Source organism: Terrisporobacter hibernicus (assembly GCF_020809405.1).
GTDB lineage: Bacteria > Bacillota > Clostridia > Peptostreptococcales > Peptostreptococcaceae > Terrisporobacter > Terrisporobacter petrolearius.
The window spans coordinates 966,617-986,338 of sequence record NZ_CP081135.1 but is presented as its reverse complement, the minus strand read 5'-3'; the positions used below and the strand labels follow the sequence as shown (position 1 = coordinate 986,338).

12 protein-coding genes, 2 tRNA genes and 2 rRNA genes are annotated in these 19,722 nt (G+C 34.9%); 15 read left to right on the top strand and 1 reads right to left on the bottom strand.

The features are described from left to right. The first annotated feature begins 287 nt into the window (after positions 1 to 287). From JW646_RS04795 to JW646_RS04765, 7 genes are all read left to right on the top strand, one after another. A 16S ribosomal RNA gene (locus JW646_RS04795) occupies positions 288 to 1,791 on the top strand. Positions 1,792 to 1,888: 97 nt separating this feature from the next. After that, positions 1,889 to 1,964, top strand: a tRNA-Ala gene (locus JW646_RS04790). Between the two features lie 333 nt (positions 1,965 to 2,297). Next, a 23S ribosomal RNA gene (locus JW646_RS04785) occupies positions 2,298 to 5,222 on the top strand. The 16S and 23S rRNA genes sit together here with 2 tRNA genes alongside, the layout of an rRNA operon. Positions 5,223 to 5,370: 148 nt before the next feature. After that, a tRNA-Thr gene (locus tag JW646_RS04780) sits at positions 5,371 to 5,445 on the top strand. 248 nt (positions 5,446 to 5,693) lie between these two features. Beyond that, a complete protein-coding gene (locus JW646_RS04775; RefSeq protein ID WP_228416793.1) occupies positions 5,694 to 7,109 on the top strand; it encodes a YfcC family protein in 1,416 nt (471 codons plus the stop codon). A 116-nt stretch (positions 7,110 to 7,225) separates the two neighbouring features. Next, positions 7,226 to 8,683: an aminoacyl-histidine dipeptidase gene (locus tag JW646_RS04770; protein WP_228416792.1), complete on the top strand. Its 1,458-nt coding sequence runs from the start codon at positions 7,226 to 7,228 to the stop codon at positions 8,681 to 8,683. Between the two features lie 187 nt (positions 8,684 to 8,870). Further along, entirely contained in the window at positions 8,871 to 9,689 is an 819-nt protein-coding gene (locus tag JW646_RS04765; protein WP_228416791.1) for a histidinol-phosphatase HisJ family protein, read from the top strand. Between the two features lie 74 nt (positions 9,690 to 9,763). On the opposite strand, the gene JW646_RS04760 is transcribed toward JW646_RS04765, so the two are convergent. Further along, on the bottom strand, positions 9,764 to 10,612 hold the full coding sequence (locus tag JW646_RS04760) for a YitT family protein (RefSeq protein WP_228416790.1): 849 nt from the start codon (positions 10,610 to 10,612) through the stop codon (positions 9,764 to 9,766). 437 nt (positions 10,613 to 11,049) lie between these two features. Between JW646_RS04760 and JW646_RS04755 the strand changes: the two genes are divergently transcribed. The 8 genes from JW646_RS04755 to JW646_RS04720 all read left to right on the top strand — a co-directional run bounded on the left by JW646_RS04755 (position 11,050) and on the right by JW646_RS04720 (position 19,720). Continuing rightward, positions 11,050 to 12,567 (top strand): BCCT family transporter, encoded by a 1,518-nt coding sequence (locus JW646_RS04755; protein ID WP_228416789.1) that lies wholly within the window; start codon positions 11,050 to 11,052, stop codon positions 12,565 to 12,567. A 149-nt stretch (positions 12,568 to 12,716) separates the two neighbouring features. Further along, positions 12,717 to 13,520: a WYL domain-containing transcriptional regulator gene (locus JW646_RS04750; protein ID WP_228416788.1), complete on the top strand. Its 804-nt coding sequence runs from the start codon at positions 12,717 to 12,719 to the stop codon at positions 13,518 to 13,520. Further along, on the top strand, positions 13,504 to 14,265 hold the full coding sequence (locus JW646_RS04745) for a YveK family protein (RefSeq protein ID WP_228416787.1): 762 nt from the start codon (positions 13,504 to 13,506) through the stop codon (positions 14,263 to 14,265). The genes JW646_RS04750 and JW646_RS04745 overlap by 17 nt, the downstream gene beginning before the upstream one ends. Continuing rightward, positions 14,259 to 14,948, top strand: a complete 690-nt coding sequence (locus tag JW646_RS04740) for a CpsD/CapB family tyrosine-protein kinase (RefSeq protein WP_228416786.1) — start codon at positions 14,259 to 14,261, stop codon at positions 14,946 to 14,948. Before JW646_RS04745 ends, JW646_RS04740 begins: the two co-directional genes overlap by 7 nt. A gap of 47 nt (positions 14,949 to 14,995) precedes the next feature. Continuing rightward, positions 14,996 to 16,903 (top strand): polysaccharide biosynthesis protein, encoded by a 1,908-nt coding sequence (locus JW646_RS04735; protein WP_228416785.1) that lies wholly within the window; start codon positions 14,996 to 14,998, stop codon positions 16,901 to 16,903. Continuing rightward, the gene (locus JW646_RS04730; RefSeq protein WP_272491859.1) at positions 16,887 to 17,504 is read left to right on the top strand and encodes a sugar transferase; all 618 of its coding nucleotides are present in this window, start codon (positions 16,887 to 16,889) and stop codon (positions 17,502 to 17,504) included. Before JW646_RS04735 ends, JW646_RS04730 begins: the two co-directional genes overlap by 17 nt. Positions 17,505 to 17,531: 27 nt before the next feature. Continuing rightward, positions 17,532 to 18,647 (top strand): glycosyltransferase family 4 protein, encoded by a 1,116-nt coding sequence (locus JW646_RS04725; RefSeq protein ID WP_228416784.1) that lies wholly within the window; start codon positions 17,532 to 17,534, stop codon positions 18,645 to 18,647. Continuing rightward, positions 18,617 to 19,720 (top strand): glycosyltransferase family 1 protein, encoded by a 1,104-nt coding sequence (locus JW646_RS04720; RefSeq protein WP_228416783.1) that lies wholly within the window; start codon positions 18,617 to 18,619, stop codon positions 19,718 to 19,720. The genes JW646_RS04725 and JW646_RS04720 overlap by 31 nt, the downstream gene beginning before the upstream one ends. Positions 19,721 to 19,722 lie beyond the last annotated feature (2 nt).

Sequence of the window (19,722 nt, the reverse complement as noted above, 5' to 3'; positions counted from 1 at the left end):
TTATGTTTCGGCTTATTTTACAAAATTAAAAAAAGTTCTTGACCAATATTTATTATGGTGATATAGTTATACTTGTCCTCAAGGAGAGGAAAACACCAAAGAAAAACAGAAAAAAAGGTGTTGACATAAAATTTTAAATTTGTTAAAATTAAAAAGTCGAAACAAAAAGAACTTTGAAAATTAAACAGTAGGTTAACAATAAATTAATTCTTTAAGAATTAAACTGAAACAACAAACAAACCAAGCCAGATATTCAGATAATGATTAGTCTGAGCAATGGACAACTTTTTTATGAGAGTTTGATCCTGGCTCAGGATGAACGCTGGCGGCGTGCCTAACACATGCAAGTCGAGCGATTTACTTCGGTAAAGAGCGGCGGACGGGTGAGTAACGCGTGGGTAACCTGCCTCATACACATGGATAACATACCGAAAGGTATGCTAATACAGGATAATATAAGAGATTCACATGGATTTTTTATCAAAGCTCCGGCGGTATGAGATGGACCCGCGTCTGATTAGCTAGTTGGTAAGGTAATGGCTTACCAAGGCGACGATCAGTAGCCGACCTGAGAGGGTGATCGGCCACATTGGAACTGAGACACGGTCCAAACTCCTACGGGAGGCAGCAGTGGGGAATATTGCACAATGGGCGAAAGCCTGATGCAGCAACGCCGCGTGAGTGATGAAGGCCTTCGGGTCGTAAAACTCTGTCCTCAAGGAAGATAATGACGGTACTTGAGGAGGAAGCCCCGGCTAACTACGTGCCAGCAGCCGCGGTAATACGTAGGGGGCTAGCGTTATCCGGATTTACTGGGCGTAAAGGGTGCGTAGGTGGTTTTTTAAGTCAGGAGTGAAAGGCTACGGCTCAACCGTAGTAAGCTCTTGAAACTGGAAAACTTGAGTGCAGGAGAGGAAAGTGGAATTCCTAGTGTAGCGGTGAAATGCGTAGATATTAGGAGGAACACCAGTAGCGAAGGCGGCTTTCTGGACTGTAACTGACACTGAGGCACGAAAGCGTGGGGAGCAAACAGGATTAGATACCCTGGTAGTCCACGCCGTAAACGATGAGTACTAGGTGTCGGGGGTTACCCCCCTCGGTGCCGCAGCTAACGCATTAAGTACTCCGCCTGGGGAGTACGCTCGCAAGAGTGAAACTCAAAGGAATTGACGGGGACCCGCACAAGTAGCGGAGCATGTGGTTTAATTCGAAGCAACGCGAAGAACCTTACCTAAGCTTGACATCCTTTTGACCGATGCCTAATCGCATTTTTCCTTCGGGGACAGAAGTGACAGGTGGTGCATGGTTGTCGTCAGCTCGTGTCGTGAGATGTTGGGTTAAGTCCCGCAACGAGCGCAACCCTTGCCTTTAGTTGCCAGCATTAAGTTGGGCACTCTAGAGGGACTGCCAGGGATAACCTGGAGGAAGGTGGGGATGACGTCAAATCATCATGCCCCTTATGCTTAGGGCTACACACGTGCTACAATGGGTGGTACAGAGGGCAGCCAAGTCGTGAGGCCGAGCTAATCCCTTAAAGCCATTCTCAGTTCGGATTGTAGGCTGAAACTCGCCTACATGAAGCTGGAGTTACTAGTAATCGCAGATCAGAATGCTGCGGTGAATGCGTTCCCGGGTCTTGTACACACCGCCCGTCACACCACGGAAGTTGGGGGCGCCCGAAGCCACTTAGCTAACCCTTTTGGGAAGCGAGTGTCGAAGGTGAAATCAATAACTGGGGTGAAGTCGTAACAAGGTAGCCGTATCGGAAGGTGCGGCTGGATCACCTCCTTTCTAGGGAGAATTAACCTACTGTTTAATTTTGAGAGCTTTTTTTTGCTTTCTCATATAAATACATTGGCGGTTTTTAATCACTAATGTATCTTTACATGGGGGTGTAGCTCAGCTGGGAGAGCACTTGCCTTGCACGCAAGGGGTCAGGAGTTCGATCCTCCTCATCTCCACCATATTTTTGCGCCATTTTATAATATAAGGAAAAAATTATATAAAAAATTTTTGCAAAATAGTAATAATACAAAGGGCCAAGCCCTAATGCGTATATGCTTGAGCAACGGGACAGACATGAACGAATGTGAATGGCTAGACGTTGCTCATATGCGAAGCATTTTAGCACTTTGAAAACTGCATAACATTTAGTGATATGACATTATAGAAGAAGATAAACTTCTTAAAAAATATATCATATAAAGAAGATAACTTTTAAAAATATCAATTTTGAGCAATGGGATTTGTCTGAATGTATATGAAGACAAAGACATTGGCGAAGCATTTTAATAACTGGTCAAGTTATTAAGGGTGTAGGGCGAATGCCTTGGCACTAGGAGCCGATGAAGGACGCGATAAGCTGCGATAAGCTTGGGGGAGTTGCACGTAAACTGTGATCCCAAGATTTCCGAATGAGGAAACTCACTTAGAGTAATGTCTAAGTATCGTATAGTGAATACATAGCTATGCGAGGGGAACCTGGGGAACTGAAACATCTAAGTACCCGGAGGAAGAGAAAGAAATTCGATTCCGTAAGTAGCGGCGAGCGAACGCGGAACAGGCCAAACCAGTGAAGTTTTCTTCACTGGGGTTGCGGACATATCATAAGGTCGAGGTATTGTAAGTGAAGAGAGTTGGAAAGCTCCGCTATAAAGTGTAAAAGCCACGTAGCTGAAACAAGAAATCGATAGATATGATCCAGAGTACCACGGGACACGTGAAACCCTGTGGGAAGCAGGAGGGACCATCCTCCAAGCCTAAATACTACCTAGTGACCGATAGCGTATAGTACCGTGAGGGAAAGGTGAAAAGAACCCCGGGAGGGGAGTGAAATAGAACCTGAAACCCTACACTTACAAGCTGTAGGAGTACATTATTTGTGTGACTGCGTACTTTTTGTAGAACGGGCCAACGAGTTACGTTACCTAGCAAGGTTAAGCACTTAAGGTGTGGAGCCGCAGCGAAAGCGAGTCTTAACTGGGCGTATAGTTAGTTGACGTAGACCCGAAACCGGGCGACCTATCCATGGGCAGGTTGAAGCGAAAGTAAAATTTCGTGGAGGACCGAACCCACGAGCGTTGAAAAGCTCGGGGATGACCTGTGGATAGCGGTGAAATTCCAATCGAGCCCGGAGATAGCTGGTTCTCTCCGAAATAGCTTTAGGGCTAGCCTCAAGATTTAGAGAAACGGGGGTAGAGCACTGAATGTCCTAGGGGGTATTGCACTTACCGAAGACTATCAAACTCCGAATACCGTATTCTTATGCTTGGGAGTCAGACTGTGGGTGATAAGATTCATAGTCAAAAGGGCAACAGCCCAGATCGTCAGCTAAGGTCCCTAAATGTACGTTAAGTGGTAAAGGATGTGGGATTGCACAGACAACCAGGATGTTGGCTTAGAAGCAGCCACTCATTTAAAGAGTGCGTAATAGCTCACTGGTCGAGTGATCCTGCGCCGAAAATTTCCGGGGCTAAAACGTACTACCGAAGCTACGGCATCATTTGAGCGACCGCGTTTGCGAGTTACTTTATGATGGGTAGGAGAGCTTTCTATACGGATTGAAGCATTACCGTAAGGAGATGTGGACTGTATAGAAGTGAGAATGTTGGCATGAGTAGCGAGATGTGGGTGAGAATCCCACAGGCCGTAAACCCAAGGTTTCCAGGGGAAGGTTCGTCCGCCCTGGGTTAGTCAGGACCTAAGCCGAGGCCGAAAGGCGTAGGTGATGGACAACAGGTTGATATTCCTGTACCACCAATAACCGTTTGAGAAATGGGATGACACAGTAGGATAAGCTAACCGCACTGTTGGTTATGTGCGGGCAAGTATTGAGGCAGTTCAGGTAGGCAAATCCGCCTGAATAATGCTGGGGTACGATGCGGAGCGAAATTTAGTAGCGAAGTAGCTGATTTCACACTGTCGAGAAAAGTCTCTATCGAGGTTAAAGGTGCCTGTACCGCAAACCGACACAGGTGGGTGAGGAGAGTATCCTAAGGCCAGCCAGAGAACTGTTGTTAAGGAACTCGGCAAAATGACCCCGTAACTTAGGGAGAAGGGGTGCCATGGAAACATGGCCGCAGAGAATAGGCCCAAGCGACTGTTTACCAAAAACATAGGTTTCTGCTAAGTCGCAAGACGATGTATAGGAGCTGACGCCTGCCCGGTGCTGGAAGGTTAAGGGGATCTGTTAGGGTAACCGAAGCAGTGAACTTAAGCCCCAGTAAACGGCGGCCGTAACTATAACGGTCCTAAGGTAGCGAAATTCCTTGTCGGGTAAGTTCCGACCCGCACGAAAGGCGTAACGATTTGGGCACTGTCTCAACAACAGACTGGGTGAAATTGTAATACCGGTGAAGATGCCGGTTACCTGCGACAGGACGGAAAGACCCCATGGAGCTTTACTGTAGCTTGACATTGAGTCTCGGTGCTACATGTACAGGATAGGTGGGAGGCTATGAAGCATGGACGTCAGTCTGTGTGGAGCCATCCTTGGGATACCACCCTTGTAGTACTGGGATTCTAACCAGCTGCCTTGAATCAGGTAGTGGGACACTGTCAGGTGGACAGTTTGACTGGGGCGGTCGCCTCCTAAAGAGTAACGGAGGCGCTCAAAGGTTCTCTCAGTACGGTCGGAAATCGTACGTAGAGTGTAAAGGCAGAAGAGAGCTTGATTGCAAGACATACAGGTCGAGCAAGGACGAAAGTCGGACTTAGTGATCCGGTGGTACCGCATGGAAGGGCCATCGCTCAACGGATAAAAGCTACCCTGGGGATAACAGGCTGATCTCCCCCAAGAGTCCACATCGACGGGGAGGTTTGGCACCTCGATGTCGGCTCATCACATCCTGGGGCTGTAGTAGGTCCCAAGGGTTGGGCTGTTCGCCCATTAAAGTGGTACGCGAGCTGGGTTCAGAACGTCGTGAGACAGTTCGGTCCCTATCCGTCGCAGGCGTAGGAAATTTGAGGAGACCTGTCCTTAGTACGAGAGGACCGGGATGGACGTACCGCTGGTGTACCAGTTGTTCTGCCAAGGGCATAGCTGGGTAGCTAAGTACGGAAAGGATAAGCGCTGAAAGCATCTAAGCGCGAAGCCTACTTCGAGATAAGATTTCCCACCGTAAGGTTAAGACCCCATGAAGACTACATGGTTGATAGGTCAGAGGTGGAAGTGTGGTAACATATGTAGCTTACTGATACTAATAGGTCGAGGACTTGACCAAAATAAACCTAAAGGTTTACATAGTAAATCAAATCCTTGTTAAAATTTTAATAAGGAAGATTTCAGTTACTAAAAACATAATGGAAACATTAAATGTTAGCAGTTTTGAAAGTACTAATTAACTAATTAGTATAACAGAAACTTGATTAGCTGGTGTGGCTCAACGGTAGAGCAGCTGACTTGTAATCAGCAGGTTGTAGGTTCGATTCCTATCACCAGCTCCAATAATAACTAGGCAATGGCCTAGTTTTTTTTGTGTGAAAAATAAAAAGAAAAATTAAAATTAGTTTAAATCAATTTTCATAAAATTGATAATTTTTAGATTAATTTTGGTATAAAATGGAAAAAATTTCTATGTAAATATTTGACGAAATATGGTATTATATTGAAATAAATAAATTAAGTATAGAAACAACTTGATTTAAAAAAGAAAATGTTTCTTAGACAGGACATCAAAGGAGAGATTGAAAAAATGGGTAAACCAAATAAAAAGAAAAAATCATTTACATTGCCATCGGCTTATACTGTGTTATTAATTATTACAGCAATAATAGCATTAGCAACACAATTTATACCAGGAATTAAAGCAGCTAAATTTTCAGATTTAGTTATGGCACCAATAAACGGTTTAAACGAGGCTATTGAAATAGCAATATTTGTTTTATTAATAGGTGGTTTTTTAGGAGTAACAGCAAAGACAGGGGCATTAGATGCAGGAATAGGAAATGTAGTTGCTAAATTAAAGGGAAAAGAATTAATATTAATACCAGTACTTATGTTTATATTCTCTTTAGGAGGAACTAGTTTTGGTATGGCAGAAGAAACTATAGCATTTGCTGCATTAGTTACAACAACTATGATAGTAGCAGGATTTGATCCATTAGTTTCAGTAGGTACAATTATACTTGGAGCAGGTAGTGGAGTTTTAGGTTCTACTGTAAACCCTTTCTTAGTTTCAACAAGTATAGGAGCTTTAAATGGAGTAGGAATTGAAGTTAACCAGATAATAGTTATAGGAACTGGAATAGCTTTATGGTTCTCATCATTATTAATATCTATCTACTTCGTTATGAAATATGCAAAGAAAGTTCAAAAAGATAAAAGTGCTTCAATATTATCAGAAAGAGAAATAAAAGAAGCGCATGATGCATTTATAGGAAATGACAAAAACGAAGAAGTAGTAGAATTTACTGTTAAAAGAAGAATAGTTCTTTGGTTATTTACTTTAACATTTTTAGTAATGGTAGCAGCAGTAATTCCTTGGGAAGAATTTGGAGTAACAATATTTGCAAACACATCGTTCTTAACAGGAGCTTCACTAGGTCACTGGTGGTTCTCTGAATTAGGTATGTGGTTTGTAATAATGGCAATTATTATAGGTGTAGTTTATAGAATGAGTGAAAAAGATATTGTTGGAGCATTTATGGATGGAGCTGCTGACATGGTTGGAGTTGCATTAGTTATAGGTGTGTCTAAAGGTATATCAGTAATGATGAGTACAACTGGATTAGATAATTATGTACTAAATCATGCATCATCAATGTTAAATGGAATGTCACCTATAGTGTTTACTATAGCAGCATTCTTAATATATATGGTATTATCATTCTTTATACCATCAACTTCAGGGCTTGCTGGTTTATCAATGCCTATATTTGGACCTTTAGCAGTTTCTTTAGGATTCAAAGCTGAAATATTAATATCTATATTCAGTGCAGGTAGTGGATTAGTTAACTTAGTAACACCAACAAGTGGTGTAATAATGGGAGCTTTAGCTATAGCAAAAGTTGATTATGCTACATGGGTTAAATTTGTAAGTAAAGTTCTAGTTGCAATATTTATATCATCATCAATAATCTTATGCTTAGCTATGATGTTGGTAAAATAAAGAATTGATATTATAAAAATTTAAAAGAATAAATAATATAAATTAAAAAATTACAAATAAAAGAGAAAACTTAAATGTTTTCTCTTTAAATCTTTTTAACTAAAAGGAGAATTAAAATGAAAATAGAAAATTTACAACCAGAATTAGTATTTAATTATTTTGCAGAAATATCAAAGGTACCTAGAGGTTCAGGAAATGAACAGGGAATTAGTGATTACCTAGCTAGGGAAGGAAAACGATTAGGGCTGGAAGTAGTGCAAGACGAAAATTTAAATGTTTTAATTAAAAAGCCAGCTACTGAATCATATGAAAATGCACCTACTGTTATAATTCAAGGACATATGGATATGGTTTGTGAAAAAAATAAAGGAAAAGAACATGATTTCACAAAAGATCCAATAGAATTAAGAGTAGATGGAGACTACTTATATGCTACAGATACAACTTTAGGAGCAGACAATGGAATAGCAGTAGCTATGGGTCTTGCTTTACTTGCATCAGATGATATACAACATCCAGCTTTAGAAGTAATATTTACAGCTGATGAAGAAGAAACTATGAATGGGGCAATGAACATAAAAGGTGAATTATTTAAAGGAGAATATATAATAAACCTTGACTCAGAAGAAGAAGGAACAATAACTGTAAGTTGTGCAGGTGGAGTTACAGCAGTTGTAACAATTGATAAAGAATATAAGACAGTTGAAAATAAAAAATCAGCTTACAAAATAGATATAAAAGGCCTTCTTGGTGGACACTCAGGAATGGAAATAGACAAACAAAGAGCTAACTCTAATTTACTTATGGGTAGACTTTTAAATCATATTTCTAATGTTTGCAATATAGAATTTGATTTAGTAACTGTTGAAGGTGGCCTTAAAAATAATGCTATTCCTCGTGAGGCAGAGTGTATAATACTTGTTAATAGTAATGATGAAAGCAAGTTAGAAAAAGAGATAAACAATGTTTTACAAATATTTAAAAATGAATATAAAACTTCAGATCCAGATGTAACAATAGAATTTGAAAAATGTGAAAAAGCATATGACAAAGCCTTAAATGATAAGTGCAAAGAAAATATAATTGAGTTAATTAATTTAATGCCAAGAGGTATCCAAACAATGAGTATGGATATTAATGGACTCGTTGAAAGCTCTACAAACTTAGGTGTTATAGCTAACAATGAAGAAAACTTTGTATTTGAATTTGCTACTAGAAGTTCAGTAAAAAGTTTAAAAGACGATTTAAATAATAGAATGACTTTATTATGTAATAAATTAGGAGTAAAATTAGATCTAATGGATGATTACCCAGAGTGGGAATATGCAAAAGATTCTAAATTAGAAAAAATTTGTGTAGACACATATGAAGAAGTAATGGGTAAAAAACCTGAGATAGTGGCAATACATGCAGGGTTAGAATGTGGATTATTATTAGATGCAATAAAAGGAGCACAAGCAATATCAATAGGACCAAACCTATTTGATGTTCATACACCAAATGAACATTTAGATATACCATCAACGAAGAGAACTTGGAAATATCTTGTTGCTATATTAAAAAATATAAAATAATTAAAAAGCGTCAACTTAAGTTGGCGCTTTTTTAGTGCAAAGAATTTTAACCAAGTCTTTACATGATCTTAATGGAAACCTTATAAAAAAAATATATTATATAAGTGTATACAATAATCTTATTAAAATGAAAAACACAGATTAAAAGATAATTATTGTAACAAAAAATATAAAGGAGACTGATATTATGAATATGTTAGACAATCATGTACACACAACTTTTTCAAGAGATGGTAAGGACTCTATGGAAAAAGTAATAAAAAAGGCTATGGATAAGGGGATTGTTCATTTAACTTTTACAGATCATATGGAGTACAATACAGATAAATTTAGTATTGATTTTGAAAAATACTGTAAGACTATTGAAGAGTTTCAATGGAAGTACAAAAACTATATTAATCTTTATAAAGGAATAGAAGTAGGTTACCAAAATCATTTAAAAGATGAAATAAATAATATAATAAACAAATATGCTTTTGATTTTGTATTGTGTTCAACTCATACAGTGAATAAAATTAATGTGCCTGATCCTAAGTTTTTTGATGGATACAGCAAAGAAGAAGCCTATAGAAAGTATTTTACAAGTATTTTAGAAACAGTAAGTGAATTTAAGAATTTTGATACTTATGGACACTTAGATTATATTGTAAGATATGGAAATTATGAAAATAATAAGGTTATTTATAATGATTATAAAGATGTGCTAGACGCTTTGTTGAAGACAATTATTGCAAGTGGAAAAGGTATAGAAATAAACACATCTGGCATAAGATACAACTTGGAAGCTATGCATCCTAACCAAAATATTCTTCAAAGATACAAAGAGTTAGGTGGAGAAATTATTACAGTTGGCTCAGATTCACACCAAGGAAAGGATCTTTGTAAGGATTTTTATAGGGCATATGATATGCTAGAGTTCTTAGATTACAGATATGTTTGTATGTTTAAGAAAAGAACACCTGTGTATATTAGTATTGAAAAAACTAGAGAAGGAACAGTGGCATAATATGAGTAATAAAATAATCACAATAAAGCACTTCCCTTTTAATACTTAGGAAAGTGCTTTTGTTTTGTAATAAGTTACATAGGTTTAAATCCTTCGCCTAATGCTTCAAAAATATCTGTGATTATTATAAATGCATATGGGTCTGTATTCTTAACAAGTTTTTTCAATGTAATAACTTCTTTTTTTGAAACAACAACAAGAAGTACATTTTTTTCACTTTTAGTATATAGTCCTTGGCCTTTTAAAATAGTGGCACCTCTTTGTAATTCATCCGTTATTGCACTTCCGATTTCCATATATTTATCAGAAATAATAGTAAAAGATGTGGAAGTATTAATACCTTCTACTATTATGTCGCTAACTTTTACTATTATGTATAGAGCTATGGCAGAATAAAGAGCAACTTCAATATTTTTGCTAACAATACCTGATAAAGCTACAATACAACCATCTGCAAATCCCATAAGTGTAGGAACACTAAGGGAAGGAAAAGCCTTATTTGCCAAAATTCCAATTAAGTCAGTACCTCCAGTACTTCCGTTTATTCTAAATATAAGTCCCAAAGCTATTCCAAGGACAATACCTCCAGAGATGGAAGATAAAAGCACGTCATTAGTAACATTAATATTTCCTAGGTTTTCAGTTATTTTCAATGATGCAGTAAGAAATATTATGCCGAGTAATGTTTTTGAGGCGTCTTTTCTTCCTAAAATTCGAAAAGCAAATAGAAATAAAGGTATATCAAAAGTTATGTTTATTAGCCAAATTGGCAAGCCAGTTAAGGTGTTAATAATAATTGACACACCTGTAAGTCCTCCTGGTGCAATATTATGAGGATTTAAGAACATATTTATGGAAACCGCCATGAATAAACAGCCTACCATTAAAATAATTACTTCATTAAATTTCAACGCTGATTTCATTTTAATTACACCTTTCAATTAATAAATAAATGCACTTCTTATAAGTTTAACCAGGAATGTAATAAATAAATGCACTTCTTATAAGTTTAACCAGGAATGCTAAATATTATGTGAACAGGTAAGGTGTAAAATGCAAAAAAAGAAAGCTAGGGTAGGAGGCCCTAACTTTTAAACACATGAAACGAAATATTTTCATTGAAAAATGAAAAATAATTCTAGGTAGGTAGTAATAACCACTTCTAAAATAGTGAAATCACAACTTACCATCTACAATTATATAGTACAACAAATTTTATATTTTATGGTTAAGTTCGTGTTAAAAGTATATTAAAAAATAAGTCGTAAGAAAGAAGTAATAAATTTAATAACTTTTCATAGAGTACTATTTCATCATGATTTTGAATAATAAATTATATCAAAATAAATGGGGGGATAATATGTTTTCAAGATCACAGATCTATAAAAGTGGGACAAAGAGACATAAAAACAGAAACCATGTGCTGATATTTTCTTTATTACTAACAGCCACGGTAGTATCTGTAGGGATTTTATTTCCGGAGAAATTTAATTATATATCAACAAAGTTATTCAATGTACTTGTAGATAAATTTAGTCCCATGTATCTTATACTTATGCTGGGGATTTTTTTCTTTTCATTGTACTTAGCTTTTAGTAAATACGGAGATATAAAGCTGGGCAAAGAAAACGACAAACCAGAGTTTAGCAACGTGGTTTGGTTTTCCATGTTGTTTGGGGCTGGAATGGGGATAGGGTTAGTATTTTTTGGAGCATGGGAGCCTATGAGTCATTTTGTAAATCCCCTAAATGCAGTAGGTGGTAGTGAGGATGCAATTAGGTTTGCTATTGAGCAAAGTTTTATTCATTGGGGTGTGATGTCGTGGGTTTCTTATGCAGTTATAGGAGTTTCTTTGGCTTATTTTCAATTTAGAAAAGGAAGAAAGGGACTTATTAGCTCTACATTAGATCCTATTTTGGAAAATAATAAATACAAAAATTTCATAAAGTTAGTAGTAGATGTTCTTGCTGTTTTTATTACAGTAATAGGAGTGGCAGCATCTATGGGACTGGGAACTATGCAAATTGGGGGAGGAGTGGAGTATTTATTTGGAATAAAAAATACTTTCAAACTTCAACTTATTATTATATTAGTAATAACAGTAATTTACATATGGACAGCTGTTGGTGGATTGGACAAAGGAATGAAACAATTATCAAACATAAATTTAACTTTGGCAACTATTCTTGTTGTGGGATGCTTCTTTGTAGGACCTACTTCAGAAATTATGAATACATTTGTAAATGGTGTAGGTGATTATATTAATTATTTTGTATCACAAAGTTTATTTATAAATCCTATTACTAGTAATGAATGGGTATACAAGTGGAGGATTTTTTATTGGGCATATTGGATTTCTTGGTCACCATTTGTAGGGGTATTTATAGCCAGAATTTCAAAAGGAAGAACTATAAGGGAGTTTATTTTGGGAGTTATTATAGTTCCTTCTATTATATGTATGCTTTGGTTTGTGATTTTTGGAATGATGGGCATGAATTTAGGTTATGAATTTGCAAAGGATGCAATTATATGTACTGACACTAGCTTGTTCAAAGTATTTTCTCACTACAAAGGTGGGTTTGTATTTTCCATAACAGCCATATTCTTGTTATTTACTTTTTTTATTACTTCAGCAAACTCTGCAATATATGTGCTAAGCATGTTTACATCCAGGGGAAGCTTAAATCCTAAGAACATAAATAAAATAATTTGGGGAGTTATTCAAGCCTTATTTGCCATTGTCTTTATAATGCTTGGAGGTCTAGATATACTCCAAAGGTTTGCTATAGTGGTGTCTTTTCCTTTTGCATTCGTTATTGTAGCTATTGGAATTGCTTTGGTTAAGGAACTTAGAAAAGAAAAATGTCGAAAAAGTTAGAACGAATCATGTTCAAAAAAATGTACAATTTAGTTGTACATTTTTTTGAATGTATATATAATAAACTTAGATATAAATGGCATATATTTCCAAAATCTATCGAAATTATATACAAGCTTATTTATATCTGGTATTATGGGAGGATTTGTATGGAAAAAGTAAGCAATAATATTAAATTCTGCACGTTTATTAATATTTTGAGAACTTATTCTAGTGAAGATGTTTCCATATCCATAAAAGAAATAAACAAACATATGAAAGAAAAGCTTGGTGTTACTTTAGACAGAAGAACCATGTATGCCTATATTAAAGATATGAGGCAGATTGGCTTGAGAGTCAGTAAGTATGATAAGGAGAATGAGGGGTATTTTCTTTATGACTATTTTTTCAAAGAATATGAGTTGAAACTTTTAATGGATTCAGTAAAATCAAGCAAATTTATCACCAAGAAAAAAACGGAAGAACTTCTAGAAAAAATAAGTACACTTAATTTTATTTACAGGGGTAGGATTGTTGAAAGTAATGTATTTATTGATGAGACTTTTAAGACTATAAATGAGGGGGTTTATAGGAATATTGAACTTATTGATAAAGCAATTATGAAAAATAAAAAAATTACTTTTAACTATTGTTACAAGAAGTGTAGTCAGGGGTTAATTTGCAGTAAAGAATATAAAAATCAAGGGGGGGTTTTTAAAGTCAATCCAATTAGCATGGCAAACGACCATGAAAACTATTATCTAGTATCTATTCAGAATAACTTCGAGAAATTCAATTATTACAAAATAGAAAATATGACCTCCATAGAAATTTTAGAAGAGGAAATTGATGACCCAAGGTTTATAGACAGATATAAATCTGGACTTAATGCTTCTGAAAGTGTGGGAAAAACTATTACAGAAGATCTAAAAGAATATGTGAGAATTGGAGGGAGTAATGGAAGCAAGTATTAACTTAAGAGAATATTTGGACATGTTTAAAAGAAGAAAACTTATAGTTATTTTAACTATGATTGTATGTTTGGCTTTTGGTGCGTATAAAACCTACGAAAATTATATAAGTTATGTACCAACATATAGCTCTAATATAACTGTAAGAATAAATACTTCTAAAGAATTAATGAAAAAGAAAAATAGTAAAAAAGATAAAGATACAGAAATTGTCGATCCATATTCAACATATAATGTTGCTCAAAATCAGAATATTGCAACATCTTATAAATCATTGGCATCATCGCCAAATGTAGTAAACATAATAGCAAGCTCACTGAAGGTATCATCAGCAGAGGTTGGAAGTATAAGTGTTACACAGAGGGAAGAAACAACTGATTTTTTAGATATTACTGTAGTTAGCAGAAATGCAAAAATGGCAAAGGATGCAACACAAAAAGTTCCAGAAGCTTTTAATGAAGAGTTAATTAGACTTGTGGGAATTGACTGTGTGGAGGTAGTGTACGATGCATCAGAGCCATCATTAATAGGAAGAGCAAGGGATTTAACTATATTTAAATTTGCAGCAATGGGAATTGTATTATCCATATTCTTTGTTTTACTTAGAGAATGTTTAGACACAAAAATTATTACACCAGATGATGTAAACAAATATTGGAACTATCAATTAATAGGAACTATTCCTTTAGACAAAGATTCTTCCAAAGGAAAGGGTGGTTCAAAAAATAAGGAGGGGCAAACATGTTAGGACTATATGACAGTGGTAGCTTTGAAGTTAATGAAGCTTACAGAGAGATAAGAACTAATATTTCATTAAATACTGATTTAAAAACCATAGTTTTTACCAGTGCTGAAATGAATGAAGGAAAAACTACTACAGCATGTTCCATAGCAAAGTGTTTCTCTGACTTAGAAAATCATAAAATTCTCCTAATTGACTGCGATTTTAGGAAGAAATCAGTTGCTAATACTCTAGAAATAGATAACAAAAAGGGAATAGCAGACGTAATAATAAATGATATGGACATGAAAGAATGTATAAAAAAGGTGGATGAATTTGATGTATTAACTTGTGGGATATCACCGTCCAACACTTCAGTTTTATTAGAATCAAAAAAATTTAGAGATGCTATAGAAAATCTAAAAGGGGATTATGATTATATTTTTATAGACTCTCCGCCACTGGGAAGACTAAATGATGCAGCCATCTTAGCAAGATATTCAGATGGAACAATAATAGTAAATGCGTCAGAAAGTATAGACCAACAAATGGCAAAAGTAACAAAAGACAAACTGGAAAAGGTTAATGCAAATGTTATAGGAGTAGTACTCAATAAGTTTAAATCAGATGATCACAAATACTACAAATATTATGGGTATTATGAAGATGAAAAGAAAAAGTCATTTTTTAGAAGAAGGAAAAGAAGATAGCTAATTTGTAGGGGTATGGATTGGTTGTTTGTAGGGGAGATGGCTAAATGGGGGCTAAAATTTTAGAGAAAATCAATTACTACAGTAAAGAGTATGGTGATTTTAGATATAGACAGGGGGTCTTACTAATATCAGATACCATAATCTTCATTGGGGCTTTTATCATATCTTTATCAGCTACCATGAGCATTTCTTATTTGCAACAAAATATATTATTACCATTACTAACAATGATAATAGTATGTCTAACAATATTTTCGATTTCCGGAATTTATAAAACATTATGGTCTACCAGTGTAGACAGAGAAATCATAATGATTTTATTATCTACTATAATCTCAACTTTTGTATATTTTATTATTTTTAAAATAGAGAATATTAACTATGATGGAATTTTCTATGTAATAAATGCCTTATTTATTCATGTGGCAATGTGTAGTATAAGAATTTTATATAGAGCATCAAGAAAAGCATTACTTTATTTTAGATTAAATGAAAATCTAGAAAATAGAGTGAAAGTATTGATAGTTGGAGCAGGCTCAGCTGGTAATCTTATTTTAAAAGAAATGTTTGAAAATCCACAGATTAATATGTATCCTGTGGGAATAATTGATGATAATGAAAAAAAATTAGGGAAATCTTATTACAATGTACCTGTAATAGGAACAACTGATGATATAGAAAAGGTAGTACAAAACTTAGATATTGATGAGATTATTTTTAGTATAGCTAAAATAACAAGAAAAAGAAAAGCAGAAATTATGAAAACTTGCAAGAAAACAAGCTGTAAAATAAAGACAATACCAGGAATTTATGAGCTTATTGATGGAAAAGTTGGAATAAAAAACATTAGAGAAGTGAACATAGAGGATTTACTAGGAAGAGAAAGTGTGAAAATCAAAGATGCAGAAGTACTGCGCTTTTTAAAGGGGAAAAAAGTGTTAGTTACAGGAGCAGGGGGCTCCATTGGATCGGAGCTTTGCAGACAAATATCTTTCCTAAATCCAAAAGAGTTGATTTTAGTGGATATCTATGAAAATAATGTATATGAACTTCAACAAGAATTAATAAGAAAATATAAAAATCTGGACTTAAAGGTTTTGATTGCATCTGTAAGAGACAAAAACAGGATGGAAGAAATTTTTATAAACTACCAGCCGGAAATAGTATTCCATGCTGCAGCACATAAACATGTACCTCTTATGGAAGATAGTCCTTGTGAAGCCATAAAAAACAACGTTTTCGGAACGTTGAATATGGCACAGCTTTCAGTAAAATACAAGATAAAAAGATTTGTATTGATTTCTACAGATAAAGCAGTAAATCCAACAAATATAATGGGTGCAACAAAAAGATGTTGTGAAATGATAGTACAAACTTTAAACAAAAACAGTGAAACCGAGTTTGTGGCAGTAAGATTTGGCAACGTTCTCGGAAGTAACGGTTCTGTAGTTCCTCTATTCAAAAAACAAATAGAAGAAGGAGGACCAGTAAAAGTAACTCATCCAGAAATAACAAGATTTTTTATGACAATTCCAGAGGCAGTATCATTGGTATTGGAGGCAGGAACAATCGCTAGGGGTGGCGAAATCTTCGTGCTAAATATGGGAGAACCAGTGAAAATTTTGGACTTGGCAAAAAATCTTATTACACTTAGTGGTTTGGAGCCAGGCGTTGACATAAAGATTGAATTTACAGGCCTTAGACCTGGTGAAAAGTTATACGAAGAAATACTTATGGATGAAGAAGGTTTGAGAGATACGGGAAAAGATAAGATATATGTGGGACAACCTATTGAAGTTAACGAAGGGGAGTTTTTTAATAGGTTGAGACATTTAAGATATGTGGCGGATATGGAAGATGAAGATGAAGTGAGGTATGTAATAAAAGAATTAGTACCTACTTACATAATAAAAGAAGAAAGAGGTGGAAATAAGGTTGCAATTACAGGGTAAAATTAGACCATTTTACCCTAAGATTAAGCGAATTTTAGATTTCTTAATTTCAATAATAGGAATTGTAATTTTATCACCATTATTTTTAGTAATAATCTTATTAATAAAGTTGGATTCAAGGGGACCTGTTTTATTTAAACAGAGAAGAATCGGAGTTAATAAGAAAGAATTTAACATTTTAAAATTTAGAACAATGAGAATTGATACACCAAAAGATATGCCTACTCATTTATTAGATAATCCAGATGCTTATATCACAAAAATTGGGGAATTTTTGAGAAAAACAAGCTTAGATGAATTACCACAGATTATCAATATTATAAAAGGGGAAATGAGTATAGTTGGTCCTAGACCAGCTCTTTGGAATCAGTTTGATTTAATAGAAGAAAGAGACAAATATAAGTCAAATGATATTGTACCAGGTCTTACAGGGTGGGCTCAAATCAACGGTCGAGATGAGTTACCAATAGACGTGAAAGCTAAGTATGATGGGGAATACGTAGAGAATATGGACTTATTGTTTGATATTAAATGTTTCTTTTTAACTATAGTTAAAGTGTTAAAAAAAGATGGGGTTGTTGAAGGAAAATTGGAAAAGTAAAAATACGTTTACTTAGGGGTTTTTAATATGGGGAAAAAACTGCTAATACTAGCAAATCATTTTGCTACTATTTATAAATTTAGAAAAGAATTAGTTTCTAAACTTGTAGAAGAGGGATATGAGGTTGCTATATCTCTTCCCTTTTCACAAGATATTCACAAAATCAAGGACCTAGGGGTTAAGGTAATTGATACTAAGGTAGACAGAAAAAGCATAAATCCAATAAAGGATTTAAAACTATTAAATGATTATAGAAAGATAATCAAAAATGAAAAACCGGATATTGTTTTAGCATATACAATTAAATGCAACATATATGGAGGGATGGCTTGTAGATTCTACGATATACCATTTATGGCTAATGTGACAGGTCTTGGTAGTGCTTATCATAGAGGAGGATTTATAAAAAATATAGTAAGTAATTTATATAAGATAGGTTTAAAAACAGCCAAAGGTGTTTTCTTTGAAAATACAGCCAATGCTCAAGTACTGATAGATGATAAAACTATTAATATTAACCAAGCTATAGTGCTAAAAGGAGCAGGAGTAAATCTTCAGAAGTTTCAATACTGTGAGATGCCCTCAGGTAATATAGTGAAGTTTTTATTTATTGGGAGAATAATGGCTGAAAAAGGGGTCAATGAGCTATTTGAAGCAATAAAAAGAATAAAAAAAGATTACTCAAATGTGGAGTTTTCTTTTATAGGATGGTTTGAAGAGGACTATAAAAATTTAATAGAGGAGTTACAAAGTGAAGGACTTATTAAATATTATGGCTACCAAGAAGATGTGACTCCTTTTATTAGAGATAGCCACTGTGTAGTGCTTCCATCATATCATGAAGGCATGGCAAATGTGTTGTTAGAAGGTGCTGCAATGGGGAGAGCGCTTATTACTAGTGATATATATGGTTGCAGGGAAGCTGTGGTGGAAAATATAAGTGGTTGGACTTGTCAGGTGAGGAACAGTGAGGATCTTTATGAGAAGATAAGGATGTTTGTTGATATTGATTTTGAGAAGAAGGTTGACATGGGTAGAGAAGGTAGAAGATATATGGAAGATATTTTTGATAAGGAAAAGGTAGTTGAGGAAACTGTGGAGGAAATGGGAAGATGGGTGAACCAATCAGAGTTTTGCATGTAGTAACATATATGGGTCGTGGAGGACTTGAAACCATGATTATGAATTACTATAGAAATATTGATAGAAGTAAGGTTCAGTTTGATTTTCTAACACATAGGTGTGAAAGATGGGACTATGATGATGAGATAGAGAAACTTGGAGGCAAGATTTATAATTTGCCTAGATTAAATCCTTTTAGTCCAAAATATTTGAAGGCTTTGGATGATTTTTTTAGGGAGCATAAGGAGTATAAGATAGTTCACTGTCACCAAGATTGTTTGAGTGGGATAGTGCTGAAGTATGCTAAGAAAAATGGAATACCTTTTACTATTGCTCATAGTCATAATGCTAACCAGGATAAAAATTTAAAGTATCTGGTAAAATTAATGGCAAAAAAAAATATAACTAAGTATGCAGATTATTTGTTTGCTTGCGGAAAAGAAGCTGGAAAATGGATGTTTAACACAACAGAATACACTATTTTAAATAATGCTATTAATACTAAAAGATATATATATAATGAAGAAAAATCATTGGAGATGAAAGAAAAGCTAGGTATTACAGGTAAGTTTGTAATAGGTCATGTTGGAAGATTTAGACCTCAGAAAAATCATAGCTTTATTATAGATATTTTTAAACAAGTTTGTGCAAAAGAACCTAATAGTATTCTATTGTTAGTTGGGGATGGGCCTTTAGAAGATGAAATAAAGAAAAAGGTTTATTATTCAGGTTTATTAGATCAAGTAAAGTTTTTAGGCGCTAGAGATAATGTAAATGATTTGATGCAAAGTATGGATGTATTTATACTACCTTCATTATATGAAGGAATTCCATTAACAATGATAGAGTCTCAGGCATCAGGATTAAATTGTATAATCTCAGACAAAGTTCCTAAGGAATGTATAGTAACTGAAAACGTAAAGAGTATAAGTAAGAAAGAAGATTCAGAGTACTGGGCTAATGAAATTATTAAATGTAAAAATAAGATAAGAAAAAATTTATATAATGAAATTCAAGACGCGAAGTTTGATATAAAATCAAATGCTATATGGCTACAGGAGTTTTATTTAGAAAATATGGCAAAGGGGGATTAAAC

What these genes read in the sequence shown, in the direction of transcription:
- JW646_RS04765 (WP_228416791.1), top strand. Translation starts at nt 8,871, where the DNA reads ATGAATATGTTAGACAATCATGTACACACAACTTTTTCAAGAGATGGT.
- JW646_RS04745 (WP_228416787.1), top strand. Translation starts at nt 13,504, where the DNA reads ATGGAAGCAAGTATTAACTTAAGAGAATATTTGGACATGTTTAAAAGA.
- JW646_RS04740 (WP_228416786.1), top strand. Translation starts at nt 14,259, where the DNA reads ATGTTAGGACTATATGACAGTGGTAGCTTTGAAGTTAATGAAGCTTAC.
- JW646_RS04725 (WP_228416784.1), top strand. Translation starts at nt 17,532, where the DNA reads ATGGGGAAAAAACTGCTAATACTAGCAAATCATTTTGCTACTATTTAT.
- JW646_RS04720 (WP_228416783.1), top strand. Translation starts at nt 18,617, where the DNA reads ATGGGTGAACCAATCAGAGTTTTGCATGTAGTAACATATATGGGTCGT.
- JW646_RS04760 (WP_228416790.1), bottom strand. Translation starts at nt 10,612, where the DNA reads ATGAAATCAGCGTTGAAATTTAATGAAGTAATTATTTTAATGGTAGGC.
- JW646_RS04735 (WP_228416785.1), top strand. Translation starts at nt 14,996, where the DNA reads ATGGGGGCTAAAATTTTAGAGAAAATCAATTACTACAGTAAAGAGTAT.
- JW646_RS04770 (WP_228416792.1), top strand. Translation starts at nt 7,226, where the DNA reads ATGAAAATAGAAAATTTACAACCAGAATTAGTATTTAATTATTTTGCA.
- JW646_RS04775 (WP_228416793.1), top strand. Translation starts at nt 5,694, where the DNA reads ATGGGTAAACCAAATAAAAAGAAAAAATCATTTACATTGCCATCGGCT.
- JW646_RS04755 (WP_228416789.1), top strand. Translation starts at nt 11,050, where the DNA reads ATGTTTTCAAGATCACAGATCTATAAAAGTGGGACAAAGAGACATAAA.
- JW646_RS04750 (WP_228416788.1), top strand. Translation starts at nt 12,717, where the DNA reads ATGGAAAAAGTAAGCAATAATATTAAATTCTGCACGTTTATTAATATT.